The organism is Micromonospora sp. NPDC049204, from assembly GCF_040647935.1.
Taxonomy (GTDB): domain Bacteria; phylum Actinomycetota; class Actinomycetes; order Mycobacteriales; family Micromonosporaceae; genus Micromonospora.
Window position 1 is genome coordinate 326,693 of the sequence record NZ_JBEZDC010000006.1, and the last position, 20,981, is coordinate 347,673.

Annotated in this window: 20 protein-coding genes and 1 pseudogene; 12 read left to right on the plus strand and 9 right to left on the minus strand. The window is 71.4% G+C overall.

From position 1 onward, the window contains the following. The first annotated feature begins 10 nt into the window (after positions 1-10). The 3 genes from AB0A90_RS14905 (at position 11) to AB0A90_RS14915 (ending at position 1,623) form a co-directional block, all read left to right on the plus strand. Positions 11-667 (plus strand): phosphotransferase, encoded by a 657-nt coding sequence (locus AB0A90_RS14905; RefSeq protein ID WP_357246938.1) that lies wholly within the window; start codon positions 11-13, stop codon positions 665-667. Positions 668-832: 165 nt separating this feature from the next. Beyond that, a complete protein-coding gene (locus AB0A90_RS14910; RefSeq protein ID WP_357246941.1) occupies positions 833-1,174 on the plus strand; it encodes a hypothetical protein in 342 nt (113 codons plus the stop codon). Positions 1,175-1,371: 197 nt separating this feature from the next. Continuing rightward, positions 1,372-1,623, plus strand: a complete 252-nt coding sequence (locus tag AB0A90_RS14915) for a hypothetical protein (RefSeq protein ID WP_357246944.1) — start codon at positions 1,372-1,374, stop codon at positions 1,621-1,623. A gap of 148 nt (positions 1,624-1,771) precedes the next feature. Here AB0A90_RS14915 and AB0A90_RS14920 read toward each other — a convergent pair whose 3' ends face one another. Beyond that, a complete protein-coding gene (locus AB0A90_RS14920) occupies positions 1,772-2,146 on the minus strand; it encodes a hypothetical protein (protein ID WP_357246946.1) in 375 nt (124 codons plus the stop codon). Positions 2,147-2,237: 91 nt separating this feature from the next. On the opposite strand from AB0A90_RS14920, the pseudogene AB0A90_RS14925 reads away from it, so the two are divergent. Next, a pseudogene (locus tag AB0A90_RS14925) lies at positions 2,238-2,720 on the plus strand (nucleoside monophosphate kinase); the annotation flags it as partial. A gap of 143 nt (positions 2,721-2,863) precedes the next feature. On the opposite strand, the gene ychF reads toward AB0A90_RS14925, so the two are convergent. From ychF to AB0A90_RS14940, 3 genes are all read right to left on the minus strand, one after another. After that, positions 2,864-3,949, minus strand: a complete 1,086-nt coding sequence (gene ychF, locus AB0A90_RS14930) for a redox-regulated ATPase YchF (RefSeq protein ID WP_357246949.1) — start codon at positions 3,947-3,949, stop codon at positions 2,864-2,866. A 74-nt stretch (positions 3,950-4,023) separates the two neighbouring features. After that, positions 4,024-4,758, minus strand: a complete 735-nt coding sequence (locus AB0A90_RS14935; protein WP_357246952.1) for a peptidase E — start codon at positions 4,756-4,758, stop codon at positions 4,024-4,026. A gap of 92 nt (positions 4,759-4,850) precedes the next feature. Next, entirely contained in the window at positions 4,851-5,342 is a 492-nt protein-coding gene (locus tag AB0A90_RS14940; RefSeq protein ID WP_357246954.1) for a hypothetical protein, read from the minus strand. Positions 5,343-5,482: 140 nt separating this feature from the next. Here AB0A90_RS14940 and AB0A90_RS14945 point away from each other — a divergent pair, with 140 nt between their 5' ends. From AB0A90_RS14945 to valS, 8 genes are all read left to right on the plus strand, one after another. Continuing rightward, positions 5,483-5,992, plus strand: coding sequence for a SigE family RNA polymerase sigma factor (locus AB0A90_RS14945; protein ID WP_357246957.1), 510 nt, complete (start codon positions 5,483-5,485; stop codon positions 5,990-5,992). Beyond that, positions 5,989-6,540, plus strand: a complete 552-nt coding sequence (locus AB0A90_RS14950) for a hypothetical protein (protein ID WP_357246959.1) — start codon at positions 5,989-5,991, stop codon at positions 6,538-6,540. Before AB0A90_RS14945 ends, AB0A90_RS14950 begins: the two co-directional genes overlap by 4 nt. A 231-nt stretch (positions 6,541-6,771) precedes the next feature. Next, positions 6,772-8,169, plus strand: coding sequence for an FAD-binding oxidoreductase (locus AB0A90_RS14955; RefSeq protein ID WP_357246962.1), 1,398 nt, complete (start codon positions 6,772-6,774; stop codon positions 8,167-8,169). Positions 8,170-8,247: 78 nt separating this feature from the next. Then, positions 8,248-9,747: an AlkA N-terminal domain-containing protein gene (locus tag AB0A90_RS14960; protein ID WP_357246965.1), complete on the plus strand. Its 1,500-nt coding sequence runs from the start codon at positions 8,248-8,250 to the stop codon at positions 9,745-9,747. Further along, the gene (locus tag AB0A90_RS14965; protein WP_357246968.1) at positions 9,744-10,253 is read left to right on the plus strand and encodes a methylated-DNA--[protein]-cysteine S-methyltransferase; all 510 of its coding nucleotides are present in this window, start codon (positions 9,744-9,746) and stop codon (positions 10,251-10,253) included. Before AB0A90_RS14960 ends, AB0A90_RS14965 begins: the two co-directional genes overlap by 4 nt. A 36-nt stretch (positions 10,254-10,289) precedes the next feature. Next, entirely contained in the window at positions 10,290-12,143 is a 1,854-nt protein-coding gene (locus AB0A90_RS14970; RefSeq protein WP_357246971.1) for an ABC transporter ATP-binding protein, read from the plus strand. Next, a complete protein-coding gene (locus tag AB0A90_RS14975) occupies positions 12,140-14,020 on the plus strand; it encodes an ABC transporter ATP-binding protein (RefSeq protein ID WP_357246974.1) in 1,881 nt (626 codons plus the stop codon). Before AB0A90_RS14970 ends, AB0A90_RS14975 begins: the two co-directional genes overlap by 4 nt. A gap of 55 nt (positions 14,021-14,075) precedes the next feature. Beyond that, complete coding sequence (gene valS / locus AB0A90_RS14980; RefSeq protein WP_357246977.1) at positions 14,076-16,745, plus strand: valine--tRNA ligase; 2,670 nt, start codon at positions 14,076-14,078, stop codon at positions 16,743-16,745. 45 nt (positions 16,746-16,790) lie between these two features. On the opposite strand, the gene AB0A90_RS14985 is transcribed toward valS, so the two are convergent. The 5 genes from AB0A90_RS14985 to AB0A90_RS15005 form a co-directional block, all read right to left on the minus strand. After that, entirely contained in the window at positions 16,791-17,435 is a 645-nt protein-coding gene (locus AB0A90_RS14985; protein ID WP_357246980.1) for a hypothetical protein, read from the minus strand. Between the two features lie 93 nt (positions 17,436-17,528). Further along, complete coding sequence (locus AB0A90_RS14990; protein ID WP_357246983.1) at positions 17,529-18,239, minus strand: ABC transporter permease subunit; 711 nt, start codon at positions 18,237-18,239, stop codon at positions 17,529-17,531. Position 18,240: 1 nt separating this feature from the next. After that, positions 18,241-19,152, minus strand: coding sequence for an ABC transporter ATP-binding protein (locus AB0A90_RS14995; RefSeq protein WP_357246986.1), 912 nt, complete (start codon positions 19,150-19,152; stop codon positions 18,241-18,243). Further along, complete coding sequence (locus tag AB0A90_RS15000) at positions 19,152-20,057, minus strand: ABC transporter permease subunit (RefSeq protein WP_357246989.1); 906 nt, start codon at positions 20,055-20,057, stop codon at positions 19,152-19,154. Before AB0A90_RS15000 ends, AB0A90_RS14995 begins: the two co-directional genes overlap by 1 nt. Beyond that, a complete protein-coding gene (locus tag AB0A90_RS15005; protein ID WP_357246992.1) occupies positions 20,050-20,964 on the minus strand; it encodes an ABC transporter ATP-binding protein in 915 nt (304 codons plus the stop codon). The genes AB0A90_RS15000 and AB0A90_RS15005 overlap by 8 nt, the downstream gene beginning before the upstream one ends. Positions 20,965-20,981 lie beyond the last annotated feature (17 nt).

Consider the following 20,981-nt stretch of genomic DNA (forward strand, 5'->3'; position numbering starts at 1 on the left):
CCGTCGGGGCGTGGTGGATCCGGTTCCGCTGGCGTCGGGGCGAGACGCCGACGTCTTCGCCATCGACGATCGGCGCGTCCTCCGGCGTTACCGCAACGGTGGAGACGTGGCCGCCGAAGCGGCTGTCATGGCGTACGTGGGAGGTCTGGGTTTTCCGGTGCCCACCGTGTACGAGGCGCGCGGCACCGATCTCGTCCTGGAACGTCTGGACGGGGGCACCATGTTGTCGGCGCTCATCGCCGGTGAACTCGATGCCCTGGCAGCGGCCGACTGTCTGGCGGATCTGCATCGCCGGCTCCACGCGTTGCCGCCCCGGCTCGGCGAACGCGACGAGGACCGGATCCTGCACCTCGACCTGCACCCGGACAACGTCATGCTGACGTCACGGGGACCGGTCCTCATCGACTGGCGCAACGCCACCGAGGGACCACCAGACCTTGATGTCGCGCTCTCCGCGGTCATCCTCGCCCAGGTGGCTGCCGATGGTGAGCATCCCCTGGCACCGCCGGCCGCAACGCTGTTGGCTGCCTTCCTGGACCGCGTCGGCAGCAGCCTGCTGGCCGTGCTGGACGACGCCGTGGCGGTACGGCGGAACGATCCGGCACTCACCGCACGTGAGCGGGAGCAGCTCGACGCCGCTGCCGTCCTGATCACGGGCCACTGGTAAGGCCCCAACGGAGGCGCGTGGCGCTGGTGCTCGCGGTTACGGCGGGGGTCTCTGTGGCGGCACGTCCGGTGCCCTCTGTGTGCCCCGCAAAACCCTTGTCCAGGCACCGAAGGACGCAGCTAGGCTGCGGTCGAGGTAGGGCAGAGGGGCTTGGGGGGATCGGCAATGATGATTGTGGCCTTCGACGACAATCGCGACTGGTACATCCAGGGATGGGTCTTCGACGAAATTGTCGATTCCGTTCCCGTCGGGATGCTTCAGGACGATGACGTGGACGAGCACCTGCGACCTGGCCGCGCGATGGGGCTGCTCGATCTGCGGTCCAGGGAACCGGATCGAGCGCGGCGCATCATCGCTGGTCTGAGTGCGGGCGTGGTCGGCCGAATGCGCACGCTCGACCAGAGCAACGACAAGCTTGTCGAGTTCTACGAGGGCCTGCTGAAGACCGCTGCTGCCGCCGCCCGCGAGCTTCCCACCGCGGGCAACGGGGCAATCTCACCTTCCTGAATACCGCGCTATCGAGGTCGGCGGAACACCACGACTTCAATGAAGCCGAGTCGATCAGGTCGTCGAGGGCCCAACTGACCGCCGAGACTCGCTGGCAGGCGTGTCTGTCATTGACGCCTCAGCCAGTCCGGAGCTGCGGGTGCGGAGACCCGCAACGGTCCGCGGCGGTCACGGACGTACGTCGCATAGTCCGCGAAATGGCGACGCCGGCCGAGAAAGTGCGGGTAGTGATCGAAGTGCCACCGGCAGGCCTCGACGAACTCTGTGTGATCATCGAGGCCCAGCCGAGCACAGAGACGTGCGAACTTGTCCAGGCCGTCCAGCATCTCGGCGCACTGGGCAGGCGTCGCGCCATCGGCGCCCCACAGCACACCGGCTGGCAGCTCGTGAACCGCGTATTCAAGCCACTGTCGATCACGAAGGTAACGCGTCCGGTCATCGTCGGCTGAGGCGTTCACCGGACTTCCCTTACCTGCACCATGTGGCCAGCCTAGGCAGCAGACGTCGGACCGGAGTCAGACGTCGAGGCGAACTCAGAGTCGCTGTCTCGCTACCAGCGGCGGCACCATCCGACACCTCACCTGGCGTCTCGGGCTGTCAAGGTTGGTCGTCCAGGCGCTCCTCGACCCGGCCGCACATGACCTCGATTTCGCCAGACCGGATCATCTCGTCAACTGCCGCGACCATGGCAGCAACACCGGGTTCGGGAACGATCACCTGATCCGAACACCAGAAGTAACGGCCACCATCGGTTTCTCCGGTGCTCGCGTGTCTCTGCAGGATTTCCTCCACTGCGTCAAGAGTGAAGAAGGTGGCGTACCGGTGAGTGCCGTCCGCGAGATAGATGTGCGCATCAACGTTGTCGACCGTCTCGGCATCATCGCCGCCGCCCAGCATGAACTGCACGACAGCGGCTTCGGTCTCTACGACGTGTCCGTACATGTCGTCCGTCAAGCCGTGCATCTCGCGCACTCCGTCACCTACCATGACGCGCACTGTAGCTCCCAGCTCGACCCCGGAGCCCACACTGCCGTTCGCCGGCTACATGCACCTGGGAGCATGCATGCGGAACGTTGCCCTTCTCGCCGGGCCGTTGGTCGACCTGTCCTCCGCTGCCGCGGTTCTGGAAGCGACCGGCCTGCAGGTCATCAGCCCAGGCAACGTCTGCCGTGAGCACGTGCAACTGCGGACGCCGCTGGGCGAGCAGATGAACCGGTACATGCAGACCGGGCACCTTATCCCGGATGTGCTGACCACGAAGGCCATCGCTGACGCCCTGGCCGCCGTGGACGGCGGCTGGCTGCTGTGCAACTACCCGCGCAGGATCGATCAGGCGGAGTTGTTGGCGCAGAGCGGCCATGCACCCGACACGGTGATCGAGCTCGTCCTGACGAAGGACGAACTCGACCTCATGGCCCGCCGCCGGATAGAACGTCGGATAGAACTGGACCCACAGCAGGCCGGGCGAGGCGACGAACTGCTGCTGATGTACTCGCACTACCAGGAGAACTACCAGGAGCAGATCGAGCCGCTGCGCGCTTACTACCGAACTCGCGGCATGTTGTGGACCGCCAGTGGCTCTGGCGGCTACGAGGACATGGCGGCCACGCTGCTTCCGACCGCTGCCGACGGTCGAGGCCTCCCGCAGACGGCTAGGGCACGAGACCCAGGGCGACGACTCGACCGGAGTCAGACGTTGAAGCGGAACTCCACCACGTCGCCGTCCTGCATGACGTACTCCTTGCCCTCGATGCGGACCTTGCCCGCCGCCTTGGCCGACGCCATCGAACCGTGCTCGACCAGGTCGTGGTAGGAGACCACCTCGGCCTTGATGAAGCCGCGCTGGAAGTCGCTGTGGATGACACCCGCGGCCTCCGGCGCGGTCGCGCCGACCGGGACGGTCCAGGCGCGTGCTTCCTTGGGACCGGCCGTGAGGTACGTCTGGAGGCCGAGCGTGCGGAAGCCGACCCGGACGAGCTGGTTGAGGCCGGGCTCGTTCTGCCCGATCGACTCCAGCAGCTCGCGGGCCTCCTCCTCGGGGAGGTCCACCAGCTCGGATTCGATCTTCGCGTCCATGAAGACGGCCTCGGCGGGGGCGACCAGGGCGCGCAGCTCGTCGAGGAACGCCTCGTTGGCCAGCTCGGCCTCGTCGACGTTGAAGACGTACAGGAAGGGCTTGGTGGTGAGCAGGTGCAGCTCGCGCAGGTGCTCCAGCTCGATCTTGGCGGCGGCGGCCCCGGAGTAGAGGGTGGTGCCGCCGTCGAGCACCTCGATGGCGGCCTTCGCGGCGGCGACCGCGGCCAAGCGGTCCTTGCGGAGCTTGGCTTCCTTCTCCAACCGGGGCAGCGCCTTGTCCAGGGTTTGCAGGTCGGCGAGGATCAGCTCGGTGTTGATCGTCTCGATGTCGTCGGCCGGGGAGATCTTGCCATCGACGTGCACCACGTTCGGGTCGGAGAAGGCCCGGACCACCTGGCAGATCGCCGAGGCGTCGCGGATGTTCGCCAGGAAGGCGTTGCCCCGGCCCTGCCCCTTCGAGGCGCCGCGGACCAGGCCGGCGATGTCGACGAACGACACCGGAGCCGGCAGCACCTTCTGCGAGGAGAAGATCTCGGCCAGTTTGCCCAGCCGCTCGTCCGGAAGCCCGACCACGCCGACGTTGGGCTCGATGGTGGCGAACGGGTAGTTCGCCGCCAGCACGTCGTTCTTGGTCAACGCGTTGAAAAGCGTGCTCTTGCCGACGTTGGGCAGGCCGACGATGCCGATGGAGAGACTCACGACCACCCAGCCTACGCGGCGAACGGTTCATGTCGCGACGGGACCCGGCGAGCAGGCGTGACAGGCGCCGGCGCTCAGCCGAGCAGGCGCGGGGCGATGACCGCCTCCCGGACGCTGCCGTCCGCGCCCCGGCTGACCTCGTACGCCGAGACGCCCTCGCGGTCCGCGATCGCCTCGACCAGTTGGGTGCCCCGGTAGACCAGGCCGACCCCGTCGTCGGTGCAGTGGCTGGTCGGCAGCGTCTCGTTGCCGACCAGCTCGTGCATGAGCGGGCGTCGCTGCCCCTCGCTGTCGTAGTGCACCCCGTTGCCGTACGGCAGCCAGGCCAGGCCGTCGGTGAAGCCGCGCAGCCGGGGGCCGAAGCTGTCGGTGGCACCGCCGACATGCCAGCAGATCGAGCCCGCGGACACCCCGGCCAGCACCACGCCCGCCTGCCAGCACTCGTGCAGGATCTCGTCGAGCCCGTGCACCCGCCACACGGCGACCAGGTTGGCCACGCTGCCACCGTCGACCCAGATCACGTCCTGGGCGAGCAGGTGGGCGCGGATGTCCTCGACGTTCGGCATGGGGAACAGGGTGAGGTGCGACAGCCGGAACCGGGTGTCGGCGAACGCGCCGTAGATGGCGCTCAGCACGGTGGGCTGGTCCCCGATGGCCTGGCCGAGATAGCAGACCCGTGGCTGCGGGCCGGCCTCGGCCAGTTCGGCCGCCAACTCGAAGACCGGGCTGGGGCGCAGGTTGTAGGGGCCGCGGTCACCCCGGAAGAAGCCCATGCTGGTGGCGAGGATGGTAGGTGCGCTGGCGGGCATGGGCGTCCTTCCGTCGGGGATGCGGCGTCCATCCTGCCGCAGCCGGCCGACCGGGGACCGCCAACCCCGGTGCGGCCAGTCGGCCGAGGCGGTCAGTTGCCGCGGCGCTGCCGAGGAACCGTGACCTCGGGCAGTTCGTCGAACGGCCGGCCGTCCGGGGGTAGTTGGGCCGCGGCGGCGCGGGGCAGGGTGAACCGGTCGGCGGCGGCCGGGCCGGCCGAGATCGACTCGCGCAGCATCCAGCGCACCTCGTCGGCCGTCCAGCCCAGCCCTGGCCGAGCGGCTATCTCGCGAACCAGCCGCCGGCCGACCCGGGTGTCGTCGTCGTAGAAGCGCATGCACCAGTGGTGCGTCCACATGCCGAGCGCCCGCAGGCCCGCGTCGTCCAGCGAGCCCACCAGCCGGCCGCAGGCGGTGTCGGTGAAGGCCTGCTCGGGGTCGGTCGCCCGGTCCCGGTCGATGGCGCCGCGGGCGGCGGGCGCGACGGCCCGCATCCGGCGGTAGAAGGACTGCGCCACCGCGCGGGGCAGCGGCGGAAATGTGCCAGGTGTCGACGCCGCCGCCCAACCCGCCACGCTCGTCATCCGTCGCACCCCTTCTTGAGTTGGTGGCCGGACGGTACCCGTCACGACCGACACTTCCGGGCGGGAAAAACCCATCGGATCGCGGATAGCGACGATGACCTGCGGCGTCTGTATCTGTGACAACGAAACGGGGGTGGTGGGTGGACGAGGACGAGCGGGCTCGACTGGCCGAGTTCGTCGGCAGCCGGACGCCGGCGCTGATGCGGGTCGCGTACCTGCTGACCGGGGACCGCAACGCCGCCGAGGACCTGTTCCAGTCGGCACTGGCACGGACCATCCCGAAGTGGGGGTCCATCCGGCACGCCGATCCCGAGGGGTACCTCCGCGTGGTGATGTACCGCGAACAGATCAGCTGGTGGCGACGACTGCGCCGATGGCGGGAGACGCCGCTCAACCCGGCGGACGAACCGGTCGGCGTCGATCCGAGCGGCGGCTCCGACGTGCGGCTGGCCATGCGCGCCGCGCTGCGCCACCTGCCACCGGCACAGCGGACGGTGGTGGTCCTGCGCTACTACGAGGATCTGCCCGAAGCCCGGGTGGCCGAGCTGCTCGGCTGCTCCGTGGGCACGGTACGCAGCCGTACCCACCGGGCTGTCACGCGCCTGCGCGAACTACTGCCGGAGGTCGAAATGCTGGAGGTGCGGCGATGACCGATCCCTTCGAGCACCTCATCCGCTCCACCCTCACCGACCTCGCCGAGGAGGCACCGATCGTGCATGACCAGTTGACCGGAGCGGAACGGCGGGTGCGCAACAGGCGCCGCGCCACGGTGACGATGGGGGCGGTCGGCACCCTCGCGGCGATCCTGATCGCCACTCCGCTCGCTCTCGCCTCGACCGGCTCGGACGAGGCGCCGCCGGCCGCCCCCAGCCCGGCGGGTCCAGCGGCCGTGCCCGGCCCACCCGCACCCGACCTGTCCACGCCGACCGCGGTGCCGCCGGGCGTACCAAGCCCCGGCGGCGCGAAACAGGACCCGTGGCAGCGGCCGGACGCGCCCGGCAAGCCCGGTGAGCCAGGTGTGCCCGCTGCGCCCGGTGAGCCAGCTGCGCCCGGTGCCCCCGGTGCCGAGACTGCTGTTCCCGGTGCGCCGGGGGTGCCTGCTGCGCCTGGAGTGCCCAGTGATCCGTTCAAACGGGACGTGCCCGGCGTGCCTGGTGAGCCGGCACCGTTTACCGCACCCGGCGCGCCCAGCCGATGAGCACACCGACCGGGTCGCGCTGAGCAGGACCGGTCAGGTCGGCGGCGTCCTCGCCCCGGCCTGACCGGAGATACCGGTCACCTCCGGGCGGCCCTCCCCGCGCCAGCGAGCGCCGCGCGTCCCCGGGAACGGCGGGCGGTGGCCCACCGGGTTTGCCGAGGCCGGTGAGCCCGCCCATCCTTGGGCCATGACCGATCCCGGACATCCGACGTGCGAGCCGCAGGGGCGCCGATGAGCACCACCATGCCCCGGGTGCCCACCTCGCTGACCGGGCAGATCGTCACACCCGGCGACCGCCGGTACGCGCAGCTGCGCTCCACGTACACCACGACTGCCTCGCCGGCCGCGGTCCTGCTGCCGAAGACCACCACGCAGGTGATCGACGCGCTGCGCTACGCGCGGGAGCAGCGGCTGCCGATCGCCGTCCGCAGCGGCGGACACGGCTTCTCCGGGGCCTCCTCGAACAACGGTGGCGTGGTCATCGACCTGTCCCTGCTCAACCGGGTGCAGGTGCTCGACGAGCGGGCCGGGCTGGTCCGGGTCGAGGCCGGCGCACGCTGGGCGAACGTCGCGAAGGCGTTGGCGCCGTACGGCCTGGTCGTCAGCTCGGGTGACTACGGTGGCGTCGGCGTCGGCGGCCTGGCCACCGGCGGCGGCGTGGGCTGGCTGGTCCGCGCCCACGGTCTCACCCTCGACCGCGTCCGCGCGGTCGAGGTGGTGCTCGCCGACGGGACGCTGGTCCGCGCGGACGCCGCGCACGAGCCGGACCTGTTCTGGCTGGTCCGGGGCGCGGGAGCTGGTGCGGGGATCGTGGTGGCCTTCGAGATCGAGGCGGTCGAGCAGCGCAACGTCGGTGTGACGCAACTGGTCGTCGAGGCGCATCCGGACGGGCGCACCATCCGGGAGTGGACGGCCTACCTCACGCAGGCCCCACGGGAGTTGTCCGCGGCGGCCGTGGTGTACGCCGAGGGCCGCTCGGCCCTCATGTCCATCACCGCCGTGGTGGCCGCCGAGAGCCTGCGCCGCGCCCGACCCGCGGTGGAGCCGCTGCTCGCCATCGGCAAGGTGCTCGAACACCGCACCGACCTGCTGCCCTACCCGACCCTGGTGCCGACCGCGCACCTCAACCCCAACGTCGGGCAGCAGCGCGGCACGACCACGAACGGTCTGTTCACCGGGCTGGACGACGCCGGCGCGCGGGCCGTGCAACGGGCGGTGACCGGGCCGGGGCGAGCCGTGGTGCAGCTCCGCTCGCTGGGGGGCGCGGTCAACGACGTGGCATCCGACGCGACCGCGTACGCCCATCGCCACCAGGACACGCTCGTCGTCGCCTCGGTGTTCCCACCGCAGGGTGGGGCGGCGTTGGACGCCGCCTGGCGGGCCGTCGGAGCGCGGGCCGACGGCGCGTACGCCAACTTCGAGAGCCGACCGGACCCGGCCGCGTTCGCCCGGATCTACCCGGGCGAGACCGGGATCCGGGTACGACGGCTGTGGAAGCGGTACGACCCGGACGGCGTGTTCCGGTCGGCCCTGCTCACCGGTCAACCGAGCCGGGCCGCCCAGCCGAATCGGGCTGGCCAGCCCACCGGGTCCGGTCAACCGCATCGGCGTCGCCGCCGCCCCCGTTGACGGGGTCCCTGCTCACCGACACGGCAAGGTCCGATTCCCGCCAGCCGGCGGGGGGTCGAGCGGGGCATCATCGGTGACATGGAGCTGGACTTCGAGCGGTGTTACCGGGCCGTGGACAGTCGGGACCAGCGGTTCGACGGCTGGTTCTACACCGGTGTGACGTCCACCGGCATCTACTGCCGGCCGTCCTGCCCGGCGATCACGCCCAAGCGGCAGAACGTCCGGTTCTTTCCGTCCGCCGCCGCGGCCCAGGGTGTCGGGCTGCGCGCCTGCCGCCGCTGCCGGCCGGACGCCGCGCCGGGTTCACCCCTGTGGGATGTCCGCGCGGACGTGGTCGGCCGGGCGATGCGGCTGATCGCCGACGGCGTGGTCGACCGGGACGGCGTACCCGGGTTGGCCTCCCGCCTGGGCTACACCGAACGGCACCTGCACCGGATGCTGAGCGCCGAGATGGGCGCCGGACCGCTCGCGCTGGCCCGCGCCCAGCGGGCACAGACCGCCCGGATCCTGATCGAGACCACCGACCTCGGGATGGCCGAGATCGCGTTCGCCGCCGGCTTCGGCAGCGTCCGGCAGTTCAACGACACGCTCCGCGAGGTGTACGCGAGCGCCCCGTCCGATCTGCGAACGGCGCGCGGCGGTCAGCGGGCGCCGGCCGGCGCGGGCACTCTCGCGCTGCGGCTGGCGTACCGTCCGCCGCTGCACGCCCAGGCGCTACTGGACTTCTTCGCGGTGCGGGCACTGCCCGGGGTGGACGAGGTCCGCGACGGGACGTACCACCGGGGTCTGCGGTTGCCCCACGGCACCGGCGAGGTGGCGCTGACTCCGGCGGCCGGGCACGTGGCGGCGACGCTGCGGTTGACCGACCTGCGCGACCTGGCGCCCGCGGTGGCCCGCTGCCGCCGGCTGCTCGACCTGGACGCGGACCCGACCGCCATCGACGCCACGCTGGCCGCCGACCCGGCGCTAGCCCCGGCGGTCGCGGCAGAGCCGGGCATCCGCGTCCCCCGCGCGGTGGACGGCTTCGAGATGGCCGTCCGCGCCATAGTCGGCCAACAGGTCTCGGTGGCCTCTGCCCAAAAAACCCTGACCCGCCTCCTCACCACCCCCACCCCCAAGCACGTCGATCATGAGGTTGACCTGGCGATTGGAGATCGAATCCCACGCCAACCTCATGATCACCGAGGCGGGGGCGGGGGGCTGCGGGGCTTTTTGGGCGCGGAGGAGTTGTTGGCCGTGCCGGACTCGGGGTTTGGGATGCCGGTGGGGCGGCGGGAGACCTTGCGGGGGCTGGCTCGGGCGGTCGTGGACGGGTCCGTCGACCTGGCGGCTGGGGTGGATCGGGAGGCGGCAACTCGAGGGCTGCTCGCATTGCCCGGCATCGGTCCGTGGACCGCCAACTACCTGGCCATGCGCGCCTTCGGCGACCCGGACATCCTGCTCAGCACCGACCTCGCCGTCCGGCGCGGCGCCGCCGCCCTCGGCCTGCCCGACAACCCGACAATCCTCGACGGGTACGCCGACCGTTGGCGTCCCTGGCGGTCCTACGCAACGATGAGACTCTGGAGAGCGGCATGAGCATCGACAGCACCGTACTGAGCACGCCGGCCGGTCCGTTGAGCATCCTCGCCGGCCCGGACGGCGACGTACGGGCGGCCGGCTTCACCCCGGACCCGGCGGCACTGCTGCCCCTGATCCACCCGACCCTGCGGGCGCCGGTACGCCAACGGGCCGACCTCGGCCCGATCACCGCGGCGGTCCACTCCTACCTGGACGGTGACCTCGACGCCATCGACGCGGTGCCGGTCCGCCAGCGCACCGGCGGGGAGTTCATGGCCCACGCCTGGCAGGTGCTGCGCGAGGTGCCGCCCGGCACCCCGGTCACCTACACCGGGTACGCCGCGCTGGCCGGTCGACCACCGGCGGTACGGGCCGCCGCGGCTGCCTGCGCCCGGAACGCGGCGGCACTGTTCGTGCCCTGCCACCGGGTCCTGCGCACCGACGGCACCCTCGGTGGGTACCGCTGGGGGCTGGACGTGAAGACGTGGCTTCTCGGTCATGAGCGGCGCCTGACAGCAAGCTGACACCGGCGTCGCCTGGCATTGACGCTACCGTCTGGTATGCCTGTGGAAAGCGACGGCAACCCGACCACCCGGGTTGCCGCGCCCCGGCACCCCCTGCACAACCTCTGGCGGCTACGCCCCTACCTCCGGCCGTACGCCACAGAGTTCGCCTGGCTGCTCGTCGCGGGCCTCGCGGGCACGGCGGCCGGGATCGCCGTACCGCTTGTCGTGCAGCGGGTGGTGGACGGGCCGGTGGCCCGACACGAACCGGCCGGGCTGTTCCAGCTCGGCGGTCTGGCGCTGCTGCTCGGCGTGGCCGAGGCGGTGCTCATCTTCATCCGCCGATGGGTGCAGTCCTCCTCGTCGGTGGGCATGGAGGCGGCGCTGCGTGCCGACGTCTACGCCCACCTGCAACGGTTGCCGACCAGCTTCCACGACCGCTGGCAGTCCGGCCAGTTGCTCTCCCGGATCACCAGCGACCTGTCGGTGATCCGCCGGTTCCTCTCCTTCGGCGTGTTCTTCCTGGTGCTCAACGTGACCACCTACGTCGTCGTGGTGGTGCTGCTCGTCAACCTGCATCCGATGCTCGGTGCGCTTGTCGCGGCCAGCTCGGTGCCGCTGCTGCTGATCAGCCGCCGGTTCGGGCGGCACTACCATGCCGCGTCCCGGCGGATGCAGGACCAGCAGGGTGACGTGGCGACCCTGGTCGAGGAGACCGCGCAGGGCCTGCGCACCATGAAGGCGTACGGGCGCGGGCCGGAACTGGCGGCCCGCTTCGGCGGCAGGGCGCGGCGGCTGCACGACACGGGCGTCGCCAAGGCGCGGCTGCTGGCCACCACGTCGGCGTTGCTCGACCTGGTGCCCAACGTGACCCTGGGCGTGGTGCTGGTGGCCGGTGCGGCCGCCGCGGCGAAGGGCGCGCTCACCATCGGCGAGCTGGTCGCGTTCGTCAGCCTCCAACTGATGCTCATCTGGCCGGTGCAGTCGCTGGGCTGGATCATCGCCAACGGTCAGGAGGCCGCCACCGCCGCCGACCGGCTCCAGGAGGTGCTGGACACCCCACCCCAGATCGTGGACTCCCCCGGCGCGCTCGCGCTGCCGCGCGACGCGGTGCAGGGCCGGCTCCGCATCGAGCGGGTCTCGTTCCGCTACCCGGGCGCCACCGCACCGGTGCTGCGCGAGATCGACCTGGTCGTCGAGCCAGGTGAGACGCTCGCCCTGGTCGGCGCCACCGGCTCCGGCAAGAGCACGCTGCTCTCGCTGGTGCCCCGGCTGCACGAGGTGACCACCGGCCGGATCACCCTGGACGGGCACGACCTGCGCGAACTACGGCTGGCCTCGCTGCGCCGCCTGGTCGGGGTGGCGTTCGAGGAGCCCACGCTCTTCTCCATGTCGGTGTGGGAGAACCTCACCCTGGGACACCCCGACGCCGGCGACGACGACGTCCGCGCGGCCCTCGCGCTCGCCCAGGCCGACTTCGCGTACGAGCTGCCGTGGGGGTTGGCCACCCGGGTGGGTGAGCAGGGGATCTCCCTGTCCGGCGGTCAGCGTCAACGGCTCGCGTTGGCGCGGGCCGTGCTCGGCCGACCGGCGGTGCTGGTGCTCGACGACCCGCTGTCCGCTCTCGACGTGCACACCGAGGCGCTGGTCGAGGCGGCACTGCGACGGGTCCTGCGCGACAGCACCGCGCTGCTGGTGGTGCACCGGCCGTCGACGATCGCCCTGGCCGACCGGGTCGCGCTGCTCGAAGACGGACGGATCACGGCCGTGGGCCGGCACTCCGACCTGCTGGCCACCGTTCCGGCGTACCGGGCGTTGCTGGCCGCCGACCCACCCACCGAGCACCCACCGGCGGAAGCCGCCGGCCCGAGCCCGTTCCCCTCCGACGGGTGGGGGCTGGTGCGCTCGTGACCGTGCCGAAGCCTGCCGAACCGCCGCCCGAGGAGGAACCGGAGCTGACCCGCTGGCGCGGGACCGCCACGGACCCGGAGGCGGACCGGAGCCGAGCCGAGGACACCGCGCCCGAGGCGGTGGCCCGGCTGCGCCGGCTCAGCCGGGCACTGCTCGCCGAACAACTCCGACCACACCGGAGGCGACTCGCCGCCGCGGTCGGCCTACTGCTGACCCAGAACGCCGCCGCGATGGCCGGCCCGTACCTGGTCATGATCGGCATCGACCGGACCATCGCGCCGCTACGCGCCGGCAACCCCGGCCCGCTGGTCGCCGTCGCCGGGGCGTTCGTGGTCGCCTCGCTGACCGAGTACGCGGCCCGGCGCGGGTTCCTCACCCTCTCCGCCCGGATCGGCCAGGCCGTCCTGCTCGACCTGCGGCAGCGGGTGTTCGGGCACTTCCTGCGGCTGTCCGTGGGCTTCCACGAGCGGTACACCTCCGGCCGGATGGTCTCCCGCCTCACCAGTGACGTGGACTCGATCGCCGAGTTGGTCGACGGTGGGATCGACAACCTGGTGATGGCGGGGCTGTCGATGCTGTCGGTGGCCGCCATCCTGCTCTGGCTGGACCTGCCGCTGGCCGCCGTGACGCTGCTCGCCTTCCCGTTCCTGTTCTGGCTCTCCCGCTGGTTCGCCCGGTCGTCGGCGAGCGCGTACCGGCGGACCCGGGACGCGGTCGCGCTGGTCATCGTGCACTTCGTCGAGTCGATGCGGGGCATCAAGGCGGTGCAGGCGTTCCGCCGGGAACCGCGCAACCAACGGATCTTCGTGGCGCTCGGCGACGACTACCGACGGACCAGCCTGCGCACGTTCCGACTGATCGCCACGTACTCGCCGGCGATCAAGCTGATCGGCAACATCACCGTGGCGGCGGTGCTCTGCTACGGCGGGTGGCGGGTGCTCGACGGCCAGACCGAGGTCGGTGTGCTCGCCGCGTTCCTGCTCTACCTGCGTCGCTTCTTCGAGCCGATGCAGGAGCTGAGCCAGTTCTACAACTCCCTCCAGTCGGCCACCGCCGCCCTGGAGAAACTGGCCGGGGTGCTCGACGAGCGGCCGGCCGTCGCCGAGCCGGCCCGGCCCACACCGCTGCCGACCGGCCCCGGTGGCGGTGCGGTGACCTTCCGGGCGGTCTCCTTCGGATACCGTGCCGGCACCCCGATCCTCGCCGGTCTGGAGCTGAGCGTGTCGGCCGGACAGACGGTGGCGCTGATCGGGCCGACCGGTGCGGGCAAGTCGACAATCGCCAAACTGGTCGCCCGTTTCCACGACCCGGACACCGGCACGGTCCAGCTCGACGGGGTCGACCTGCGTGACGTCTGCGACGCCGATCTGCGCCGGGCCGTGGTGTTGGTGACGCAGGAGAACCACCTGTTCAGTGGGACGGTCGCGGACAACATCCGGTTCGGCCGCCCGAGCGCGGACGACGAGACCGTCCAGGCCGCGGCGCGGGCGATCGGCGCGCACGACTTCATCGCCGCCCTGCCGGAGGGGTACGCCACCCAGGTGCACCGTCGCGGCGGCCGGCTCTCCGCCGGGGAGCGCCAACTCGTCGCGTTCGCCCGGGCGTTCCTGGCCGACCCGAGCGTGCTGATCCTGGACGAGGCGACGTCGTCGCTCGACGTGCCGACCGAACGGCTGGTGCAGCACGCGCTCGGTACGATCCTGCGCGACCGCACCGCGCTGGTGATCGCGCACCGACTTTCCACCGTGGAGACCGCCGACCGGGTGCTCGTCCTCGACGACGGGAAGGTCGTCGAGGACGGCCCACCCGCCGTGCTGGCCGAGGCCGGCGGCCGGTACGCGGCCCTGCACCGGCAGTGGCGCGACTCGCTGATCTGAACCAGCGATCCGCAACTGCGTGGTCCGTCCCCCCGAAGATGCCTACGATCGCTGGATGACCGATACGGCGAGGACGGCCCGCGCCGGCATCCCCGAGCGTCCGACCCTGGACGGGCTCGAGGAGAGCTGGGCACGCCGCTGGCAAGAGGAGGGCACGTACGCGTTCGACCGCGCGAAGCCGACCGTTCCGGGTCGCGGCGCGGCGTCCGACGCGCCGAGCGGGAATGGTCGCAGGAAAGACGTGTACGCGATCGACACCCCGCCGCCGACCGTATCGGGCGAGCTGCACATGGGGCACGTGTTCTCGTACACGCACACCGACATCGTCGCGCGATACCAGCGGATGCGCGGCAAGGCGGTCTTCTACCCGATGGGCTGGGACGACAACGGCCTGCCCACCGAGCGTCGCGTGCAGAACGTCTACGGGGTGCGCTGCGATCCGGCGCTGGCGTACGACCCGGTGTGGCGACCACCGGCGACTCCGGTCGACGACGCGGCCCGCCGCGACCCCACCCCGCTCTCCCGGCGCAACTTCATCGAGCTGTGCGAACGGCTGACGGCCACCGACGAGCAGGTCTTCGAGTCGCTGTGGCGACGGCTCGGGCTCTCGGTGGACTGGTCGTTGACGTACACGACGATCGGCCGGATCGCCCGGACCACCAGTCAGCGGGCGTTCGTGCGCAACCTGCGGCGCGGCGAGGCGTACCAGTCGGAGGCGCCGACGCTCTGGGACGTCGGCTTCGCCACCGCCGTCGCCCAGGCGGAGTTGGAGGACCGGGAGCGCCCCGGCGCCTACCACCGGCTGCGGTTCACCCGGCCGGACGGGCGCGAGGTGCAGATCGACACCACCCGGCCGGAGCTGTTGCCCGCCTGCGTGGCGTTGGTCTGTCACCCCGACGACGAGCGGTACGCCGACCTGGTGGGTGCGACTGTCCGCAGCCCGCTGTTCGACGTCGAGGTGCCGGTGTGCGCCCACCCGCTCGCCGAGCCGGGCAAGGGCACCGGCATCGCGATGGTCTGCACGTTCGGCGACCTGAGCGACGTGACGTGGTGGCGGGATCTCGACCTCGACACCCGCGTGGTCATCGGCCGCGACGGTCGGCTGCTTCCGGAGCCGCCGGCCGGGGTGCCGGCGCAGCCGTACGCCGCGCTGGCCGGGCAGAGCGTCAACGGCGCCCGCCGGGAGATCGTCGGGATGCTGGCCGACGCGGGTGACCTGATCGGCGAGCCGCGCCCGATCACCCATCCGGTCAAGTTCTACGAGCGCGGTGACCGCCCACTGGAGATCGTCTCGACTCGACAGTGGTATCTGCGCAACGGCGGCCGCGACGCCGACCTGCGGGCCACGCTGCTGGCCCGGGGCGAGGAGCTGCACTGGGTGCCGGCGCACATGAAGCACCGCTACGACAACTGGGTGGGCGGCCTGACCGGGGACTGGCTGGTCAGTCGGCAGCGGTTCTTCGGGGTGCCGGTGCCGGTGTGGTACCGGCTCGACGACACTGGCGAGCCGGACTGGTCCCACCCTCTCACGCCGGACGAGTCAGCGCTGCCGGTCGACCCATCCAGTGATCCGGCGCCCGGGTACGACGAGTCGCAGCGCGGCCATCCGGGCGGCTTCATCGGTGATCCGGACGTGCTGGACACCTGGGCCACCTCGTCGCTGACCCCGCAGATCGTCGGTGGCTGGGAGACCGACCCGGAGCTGTTCGCGCAGGTCTTTCCGATGGACCTCCGCCCGCAGGGGCAGGAGATCATCCGGACCTGGCTCTTCGACAGCGTGGTCCGTTCGCACTTCGAGCACGGGGTGCTGCCCTGGCGGGACACCGTGCTCTCCGGCTGGATCCTCGACCCGGACCACAAGAAGATGGCCAAGTCCAAGGGCAACGTGGTCACCCCGCTGGCCCTGTTGGAGCAGCACGGCTCGGACGCGGTGCGCTACTGGGCGGCCAGCGGCAAGCCCGGCATGGACCTGGCCTTCGACCCGGCGCAGATCAAGATCGGCCGTCGGCTGGCCACCAAACTGCTCAACGCGTCCAAGTTCGTGCTCGGGCTGGGGGCGGCGGACGCGCTCCGCGCCCCATTGGACAACTCCAGTTCGGCGCGTCCGACGCCGCGCCGCGACCTGGAGCTGTCGGCGACCACGCCACTGGACCGGGCCATGCTCGCCGAACTGACCACCGTGGTCACCGCCGCGAGCACCGCCCTCGACGCGTACGACCACACGGCCGCGTTGCAGGCGGCCGAGGCGTTCTTCTGGCGGTTCTGCGACGACTACATCGAGTTGGTCAAGGAGCGGGCGTACGGCACCGGCGCGGCCGCGGACTCGGCGCGGGCGGCGCTGGCCTCGGCGCTCTCGGTGCAGTTACGACTGTTCGCCCCAGTGCTGCCCTACGTGACCGAGGAAATCTGGTCGTGGTGGCGGTACGGCTCGGTGCACCGCGCGACGTGGCCCACCACCTACGAGGTGACCCGGTCGATCGAGGGGTCGGGTGACCCGGCCCTGCTGCGGCTCGCCGGCGACGCGTTGAGTCAGGTGCGACGGGCCAAGTCGGAGCGGAAGCTGTCGATGAGGGCGGAGGTGCCGCTGGCCGAGGCGCTCGGCCCGGCGGCCCTCCTGGAGCAGCTCACCCTCGTCGCCGACGACCTCCGGGCGGCCGGTCGGATCGGCAAACTCGACCTGCTCCCCGACCGCACCCCGGAACTCGTCATCGCCTGCGCGTTCTGAGCCGCGTCCGCCGCCGCCACCCCCCGGGGCGGCGGCGGACGGGCGTCACCAGCCGCGCAGGAAACGCAGCCCGAGCAGGAAAGCGACCACGGAGGGCCCCACCAGCAGGGTGATCGCCTGGAGGCGGTACGGCATCCGGTGTCGGGTCAGCTCGCCCGCGTTGCCCAGCACGATGGCGCCGGCCAGCATCATGAACGCACCCCACCAACCGGTCTCCAGGTCGATCAGGTTCACCCGGATCGCTTGCAGGGTCAGCCCGAGCATCGCGCCGGTCAGCGCGAGCAGGGCCACCGCACGGTGCAGGCCACGAGCCAGCGGGTGGGCCGCCCGCCAACCGTAGGTGCCGGCGACCGCCAGGCAGGGCAGCACCACGAGCAACGGCCAACCCCGCCCCATGACACCGAACATCAGCAGCGCGCCCACCGCGAACACGATGGTGCCGACGCAGGCGAGCATGTAGCCGGCGAAGGCCCGGCCACCGCCCCGAGCCAGCAACGGGCCGCCACTGGCCGCGATCAACGCGGCCGGGATCAGGATGAACACGGCCCACCAGTGGAACTGCCCGCTGCCCTGGGCAGCCGTCGCGACCGTGGCACAGGCCAGCCCGGCAACCGCCAGACTGGTCAGCCAGGGCCGGCTGCTCCGGGAGTACGGCTCAGCCAACGACGTCCGCTCCGCTTCGACGCTCACACCCAACAGCCTGGCCCGACGGGGGCCGACCGGTCCATCCGGCCAGCCCTACCGCCGAGGTGTGGCTGGCCGGATCACCGTTGGGCACTGGTCTCAGCTCGTCTCGCCGGCCACGCTGAACGAACGCAGACGGTCGATGGCCAGCACGGTGAAGCCGACGCTGACCAACGCGGTCATCACCGAGGCGACCGGCACCGACACGGTGGTCTCCAACAGCCCGGTGGGGGCGATCCGGTCGGTGAGGGCGATCACGTACTGCTGGATGGAGAGCACCTTGGTGCCGCTGACGAAGTTGCCCAGCAGCCCCTCCCAGATCAGCACGTAGACCAGGCCGAGCAGCACCGGCCGCCTGGTGACCAGGCTGAGGGCGAGGAACAACGCCGAGTACGCCAGCGCGCCGAGCGTCGCCGCGACCGCCAGCGCCAGTCCGAGGCGTACCGAATTGGCGAGCACGCCCGCGACGTAGAGCGGCACCGCGACGGTGGCCGCGCTGACCCCGGCGGCGACCGCGAGCTTCGGCAGCACGATCTGCCAGCGCGGCAGCGGCTTGGTCAGGATGTGCACGACCGTGCCGTCGTCGATCTCGGCACCCAACACGCCCGTACCGATGATCAGCGCGACCACCGGCAGCACCACGGCCAGCCCCAGGCCGACCAGCACCGGCGGCCCCCACTCGCCCGGGTCCACCCCCAGCGACCGGCAGAGCACGGCCAGCCCGAGCAGCACCAACGGCAGCGGAAGCAGCAGCAGGAACCGACGCCTGCCGAACAGCCCACGCGCGGTGATCCAGGTAATTGTCGACATGTCAGGCCTCCACCAGGTAGGAGAAGACGCTCTCCAGAGACTCGTCGGACGGCACCAGTTGGCGCACCCGGATGCCGTGCTTGAGCGCGATCCGGGGCAGTGCCCGGGTGAAGGCGCCGTAGTCACCGGCCCGCACGGTCAGGCCGGTGGGGTCCAGCTCGACCCCACTGACGGACGGCTCGGCGATCAGCGCGACGGCCAGCGCCCGGTCGTCCGTGGAACGCACCGCGAAGACGTGTGGGCGATTGGTCATCAACCGGCGGATGGTCCGGAAGTCGCCGGAGGCCGCCAACCGCCCGGCCACCATCACCTGCACCGTCCCGGAGACCTGCTCGACCTCCTCCAGGATGTGCGAGCTGAACAGGATGGTCCGGCCGGCGTCGCCGAGCGTGTGCAGCAACTGCATCATGTGCAGCCGCTGGCGCGGGTCCATCCCGTTGAACGGCTCGTCGAGCAGCAGCACCTGCGGGTCGTGCACCAGCGCGGCGGCCACGCGGGCCCGCTGGCGCATGCCCTTGGAGTACGTGCCGATCCGACGGCTCTGCGCCGACTCCAACTCGACCAGATCGATCGCCCGCCGGGCGGCCGCCGCCGGATCGGCCAGCCGGTGCAGCTTCGCGCTGGCCAGCACGAACTCGTACGCGGTGAGGAAGCCCTGCACCGCCTCCCGTTCGCTGACCAGCCCCAACCGTCGGTAGACGTCCGGGTTGCGCCAGGTCGGCTCGTCGTCCAGCGTCACCGTGCCGCGCGACGGGGAGAGGAACCCGGCCATCATGTGCAGCAGCGTGGTCTTGCCGGCGCCGTTCGGGCCGAGCAGCCCGGTCACGCCCGGCCCCAGGGCCATGCTGATGTCGTTGACCGCGACCACGTTGCCGTACCACCGGGACACCCCGGTCAGGTTCAGCGTGCTCATCAGGAGGCGACCTTCCGGTAGCGGACCAGCAGGAGGGCGGTCGCGCCGGCGACCAACAGCACCGCGGCCAGGGCGTAGACCGGGCCGAACCCGCCGATCAGCATCTCGCCCGGATCGCCCTCGACCAGCAGGTCACCCAGCGACCAGATGCCCACCCCCTGCACCAGCGTGGAGGGCGAGGCGAGCCCGGCCAGCTCGTTGGCCGTCTGCGACGGCAGGATGCTCAGCACGCCCACGATCGGGGTGGTCATCAGGAAGACCGCGACCACGCCGCCGGCGGCGAAGGCCCGCTTGCCGGTCAGCGAGGCGACCAGCAGGCCGATCGAGGCGAAGACCACCGCCCAGAGCCCGGCGTAGAGCAGGCCGGGCAGCAGGTCGAGCAGTTCGTTCCAGACCCCGCGCATGCCCTGCTTGGTGGTGAACGCGGCACCCAGGAACATCAGCAACTGCGGCCCCCCGAGCAGCAGCCAGAGCGCCGTGACCAGCGCCAGCAGCTTGGCCAGCGCGTAGTCGCTGCGGGGCAGCGGTCGGGAGAAATACAGTGGCAGGACGCCGCTGCGCAGGTCCCGGGAGACCAGCTCCGGCGCGGCCACCGCGACGAAGAAGATGACCAGCCAGCTCATCGCGTCGGCGAACTGGGCGTACGTGGCGACCGGCTCGCCGATCTGGCTGCGGATCGCGGCCAGGGCCACCGCGACCAGGCTGACGATGCCGACCACCAGCCACGGGAAGATCTTGGCCTTGGCGCTGCGCCCGAAGCCGAACACGGTGCGCAACCCGTGCCCGTAGAGCGCGCCGAAGACCTGCCGGCGGCCCTGCCTCGGGCCCTCGTAGCGCTGGTAGCCGATGTCGTGGATGACGCCTGTCGGCGCGGGGCGCACGGCGGCTGCGGTCGGCTCAGGCATGGGAGAGCTCCCTCGTGGCGAAGAGTTCGGCCACCCGGTGCCGGCGCTGGTCCAGTCGGTGCAGTGGCAGGTCCAGTTCGGCGACCGCGCCGAGGATCAGGTCGTAGGTGCCGTCGTCGGCGAGTGGCACGAGCAGCAGTCGCCCGTCCCGCGCGACCGGCAGCTTCAGCTCGGTGAGCCGGGCGGCGAGCTCCTCGGTGCCCTCGCTGACCTCCACGGCGAGCACGTCGGTGGCCGTGGTCATCGCGGAGATGTGGTCGGCGCGCAGCAGTTTGCCGCCGTCGATGGCGATGAGCGTGTCGCAGATCCGCTCGACCTCGCCGAGCAGGTGCGAGCAGACCAGCACGGAGATGCCGAACTCGGTGCCGATCCGGTGCACCAGCGCCAGCATGGCGTCCCGGCCGGCCGGGTCCAGACCGTTGGTCGGCTCGTCGAGCAGCAGCAGATCGGGGTCGTGCACAAGCGCCTGGGCCAGCTTTACGCGCTGCTTCATGCCGGTGGAGTAGCCGCCCACCGGGCGGTAACGCTCCTCGTAGAGCCCGACGTGCCGCAGGGCCTCCGAGGCTCGCTCGCGGGCGGCGGTGCGGGGAAGGCCGCTCATCCGCCCGAGGTGGGTGACCAACTCGGCGGCGGACAGGTCGGGTGGGAGGCAGTCGTGCTCGGGCATGTAACCGACGCGGGCACGGACCGCCGCCGGATCGGCGGACGGGTCGATGCCGAGCACCGAGACCTGACCGCTGGTCGGGGCGATCAGGCCGAGCAGGATCTTGATCAGCGTGGATTTTCCGGCGCCGTTCGCGCCCACCAGGCCGATGATCCCGGGCTCGACGGCGACGGTGAGGTCGGCGAGCGCGGTGACCCGACCTCCGTACGTCTTGGTGAGCGACTGGGTCGCGATCAGTGTCACGCTGCCAGCGTAGGGAG